General features: G+C 57.5%; 2 rRNA genes. Both read right to left on the bottom strand.

From position 1 onward, the window contains the following. Nucleotides 1-8: 8 nt before the first annotated feature. Nucleotides 9-3,113: ribosomal RNA gene (locus E1295_RS47040) — 23S ribosomal RNA — on the bottom strand. 312 nt (nt 3,114-3,425) lie between these two features. Beyond that, nucleotides 3,426-4,946 (bottom strand): 16S ribosomal RNA (locus E1295_RS47035). Together the 16S and 23S rRNA genes form the textbook arrangement of a ribosomal RNA operon. Nucleotides 4,947-4,996 lie beyond the last annotated feature (50 nt).

Raw genomic sequence — 4,996 nt, 5'->3', positions numbered from 1 at the left:
TATGCTTTGTGGTCAAGTCCTCGGCCTATTAGTACCGGTCAGCTCCACACGTTACCGTGCTTCCACACCCGGCCTATCAACCCGGTCGTCTACCGGGAGCCTTAACCCCTCACAGGGTGGGAGACCTCATCTCAAGGCGAGCTTCCCGCTTAGATGCTTTCAGCGGTTATCCCTTCCGAACGTAGCCAACCAGCCGTGCACCTGGCGGTACAACTGGCACACCAGAGGTTCGTCCGTCCCGGTCCTCTCGTACTAGGGACAGCTCCTTTCAAGTCTCCTACGCGCGCAGCGGATAGGGACCGAACTGTCTCGCGACGTTCTAAACCCAGCTCGCGTACCGCTTTAATGGGCGAACAGCCCAACCCTTGGGACCTACTCCAGCCCCAGGATGCGACGAGCCGACATCGAGGTGCCAAACCATCCCGTCGATATGGACTCTTGGGGAAGATCAGCCTGTTATCCCCGGGGTACCTTTTAGCCGTTGAGCGACACCGCTTCCACACGCCGATGCCGGATCACTAGTCCCAGCTTTCGCTCCTGCTCGACCCGTCAGTCTCACAGTCAAGCTCCCTTGTGCACTTACACTCAACACCTGATTGCCAACCAGGCTGAGGGAACCTTTGGGCGCCTCCGTTACCCTTTAGGAGGCAACCGCCCCAGTTAAACTACCCACCAGACACTGTCCCCGATCCGGATCACGGACCAGAGTTAGACATTCAAAACGACCAGAGTGGTATTTCACCAATGACTCCACCCGAACTAGCGTCCGAGCTTCCCAGTCTCCCACCTATCCTACACAAGACGCTCCAAACACCAATGTCAAGCTGTAGTGAAGGTCCCGGGGTCTTTCCGTCCTGCTGCGCGTAACGAGCATCTTTACTCGTAGTGCAATTTCGCCGGGTCTGCGGTTGAGACAGCGGGGAAGTCGTTACGCCATTCGTGCAGGTCGGAACTTACCCGACAAGGAATTTCGCTACCTTAGGATGGTTATAGTTACCACCGCCGTTTACCGGCGCTTAAGTTCTCACCTTCGCCCAGCAAGCTGGACTAAGCGGTCCCCTTAACGTTCCGGCACCGGGCAGGCGTCAGTCCGTATACATCGTCTTACGACTTCGCACGGACCTGTGTTTTTAGTAAACAGTCGCTTCCCCCTGGCCACTGCGACCCCCACCAGCTCCAGATGCAAAACCTATCACCAGCAGAGGTCCCCCTTCTCCCGAAGTTACGGGGGCAATTTGCCGAGTTCCTTAACCACAGTTCACCCGATCGCCTTAGTATTCTCTACCTGACCACCTGAGTCGGTTTAGGGTACGGGCCGCCACAACACTCACTAGAGGCTTTTCTCGGCAGCATAGGATCATCCACTTCACCACAATCGGCTCGGCATCACATCTCAGGATATTGCGTGGCGGATTTACCTACCACACTCCCTACATGCTTACCCCAGGACAACCACCGCCTGGGCTGGACTACCTTCCTGCGTCACCCCATCGCTTACCTACTACCCAATCAGGCCGAGCGTTCAGTCTCACCCCAATCCCGAAGGACCGAAGGACTTAAGGACTCTTAGTATCAAGGGGTTCAGTATGGGCGCATTGAAGCGGGTACGGGAATATCAACCCGTTATCCATCGACTACGCCTGTCGGCCTCGCCTTAGGCCCCGACTTACCCTGGGCGGATTAACCTGGCCCAGGAACCCTTGGTCATCCGGCGCGAGGGTTTCTCACCCTCGATTCGCTACTCATGCCTGCATTCTCACTCGCACAGCCTCCACAACTAGATCACTCTGCTGCTTCGCCGGCTGCACGACGCTCCCCTACCCACCAACCCCACATAGGAGTCAGTGCCACGACTTCGGCGATGTGCTTGAGCCCCGCTACATTGTCGGCGCGGAATCACTTGACCAGTGAGCTATTACGCACTCTTTCAAGGATGGCTGCTTCTAAGCCAACCTCCTGGTTGTCTCTGCGACTCCACATCCTTTCCCACTTAGCACACGCTTAGGGGCCTTAGTCGGTGATCTGGGCTGTTTCCCTCTCGACTACGAACCTTATCGCCCGCAGTCTCACTGCCACGCTCTCACTTACCGGCATTCGGAGTTTGGCTGACGTCAGTAACCTTGTCGGGCCCATCAGCCATCCAGTGCTCTACCTCCGGCAAGAAACACGCAACGCTGCACCTAAATGCATTTCGGGGAGAACCAGCTATCACGGAGTTTGATTGGCCTTTCACCCCTACACACAGATCATCCCCCAGGTTTTCAACCCTGGTGGGTTCGGTCCTCCACCCAGTCTTACCTGAGCTTCAACCTGCCCATGCGTAGATCACTCCGCTTCGGGTCTACAGCATGCGACTCAAACGCCCTCTTCAGACTCGCTTTCGCTACGGCTCCCCCACACGGGTTAACCTCGCCACACACCATAACTCGCAGGCTCATTCTTCAAAAGGCACGCAGTCACATCACACACAAGGCAAACCTCGTGCAAGCTCCTACGGCTTGTAGGCACACGGTTTCAGGTACTCTTTCACAACCCCTCACCGGGGCACTTTTCACCTTTCCCTCACGGTACTCGTGCACTATCGGTCACCAGGGAGTATTTAGGCTTACCAGGTGGTCCTGGCAGATTCACACAAGATTCCTCGAGCCCCGTGCTACTTGGGATCCCCTCCAACAGCCCATCCAATTTCGTCTACCCGGCTCTCACGGTCTACGGCAGCCCTTCCCAGAGCTTTCAACTATCAGACAGGTTTATCACTGTCCGGAGAAACGGCAGCTTCTCCAAGAGGGTCCCACAACCCCGAACATGCAACGCCTGCCGGCTATCACACACGCCCGGTTTAGCCTCATCCGCTTTCGCTCACCACTACTCACGGAATCACTCTTGTTTTCTCTTCCTACGGGTACTGAGATGTTTCACTTCCCCGCGTTACCACCAACCGCCCTATACATTCAAGCGGAGGCAACACCACATGACTGGTGCTAGGTTTCCCCATTCGGACATCCCCGGATCAACGTCTGGTTGGCGACTCCCCGAGGCTTAACGCAGCCTCCCACGTCCTTCATCGGCTCCTGATGCCAAGGCATCCACCGTGTGCCCTAAAAAACTTGGCCACAAAGATGCTCGCGTCCACTATGCAAATCTCAAACAACAAACAGCCAACCACCCCCACAACACACAACCCATGCGCTGCTTCAGCGGCCCTGCAACCGAGACAAACAGACCAACGCCCGTTCCCTCAGGACCCAACAGTGTGCCCGGCACCCCACAACCCCTCAACCGCCGTTCCCACTCCCAACCCCCTTACCAGAGGGCCGGACGGTACTAGCCGGTCAGCGATCACGCTGCGCCGAATAGCCAATGCTCCACTAGTGAGCTGTCACCCCACCACACATCCGGTAGTGACGGGTGAGAACGCTCCTTAGAAAGGAGGTGATCCAGCCGCACCTTCCGGTACGGCTACCTTGTTACGACTTCGTCCCAATCGCCAGCCCCACCTTCGACCGCTCCCCCCAGCAAGCTGGTTGGGCCACGGGCTTCGGGTGTTGCCGACTTTCGTGACGTGACGGGCGGTGTGTACAAGGCCCGGGAACGTATTCACCGCAGCATTGCTGATCTGCGATTACTAGCGACTCCGACTTCATGGGGTCGAGTTGCAGACCCCAATCCGAACTGAGACCGGCTTTTAGGGATTCGCTCCACCTCACGGCATCGCAACCCTCTGTACCGGCCATTGTAGCATGTTTGCAGCCCAAGACATAAGGGGCATGATGACTTGACGTCATCCCCACCTTCCTCCGAGTTGACCCCGGCAGTCCCCCATGAGTCCCCAACCACCCGAAGGCGTTGCTGGCAACATGGAGCAAGGGTTGCGCTCGTTGCGGGACTTAACCCAACATCTCACGACACGAGCTGACGACAGCCATGCACCACCTGTCACCCAGTCCGAAGAACACCACATCTCTGCAGCTGTCCGGGTGATGTCAAACCTTGGTAAGGTTCTTCGCGTTGCGTCGAATTAAGCAACATGCTCCGCCGCTTGTGCGGGCCCCCGTCAATTCCTTTGAGTTTTAGCCTTGCGGCCGTACTCCCCAGGCGGGGCGCTTAATGCGTTAGCTCCGGCACGGAGATCGTGGAAGACCCCCACACCTAGCGCCCAACGTTTACAGCGTGGACTACCAGGGTATCTAATCCTGTTCGCTCCCCACGCTTTCGCTCCTCAGCGTCAGGTAAGGCCCAGCAAGCCGCCTTCGCCACCGGTGTTCCTCCTGATATCTGCGCATTTCACCGCTACACCAGGAATTCCACTTGCCCCTACCTACCTCTAGCCGGCCCGTATCCACCGCAGACCTAGGGTTAAGCCCTAAGCTTTCACGGCAGACGCGACCAGCCACCTACGAGCTCTTTACGCCCAATAATTCCGGACAACGCTTGCGCCCTACGTATTACCGCGGCTGCTGGCACGTAGTTAGCCGGCGCTTCTTCTGCAGGTACACGTCAACTTCGTCCCTGCTGAAAGAGGTTTACAACCCGAAGGCCGTCATCCCCCACGCGGCGTCGCTGCGTCAGGCTTCCGCCCATTGCGCAAGATTCCCCACTGCTGCCTCCCGTAGGAGTCTGGGCCGTGTCTCAGTCCCAGTGTGGCCGGTCGCCCTCTCAGGCCGGCTACCCGTCGTCGCCTTGGTAGGCCACTACCCCACCAACAAGCTGATAGGCCGCGAGCCCATCCCCAACCGAAAAACTTTCCACCACCACCCGATGCCGGAGGCGGTCACATCCGGTATTAGACCCGGTTTCCCAGGCTTATCCCAGAGTCAGGGGCAGGTTGCTCACGTGTTACTCACCCGTTCGCCGCTCGAGTACCCCGAAGGGCCTTTCCGCTCGACTTGCATGTGTTAAGCACGCCGCCAGCGTTCGTCCTGAGCCAGGATCAAACTCTCCAAAAAAGGTCTGAACCCAACTATCAAAAAGGAATCCGTCAACACCGACCACAAAA

The organism is Nonomuraea mesophila (genome assembly GCF_004352805.1).
In the GTDB taxonomy this organism is placed as follows: domain Bacteria; phylum Actinomycetota; class Actinomycetes; order Streptosporangiales; family Streptosporangiaceae; genus Nonomuraea; species Nonomuraea longispora.
Note: the sequence above shows the minus strand (reverse complement) of the source record. Positions and strands in the feature narration are given on the sequence as shown.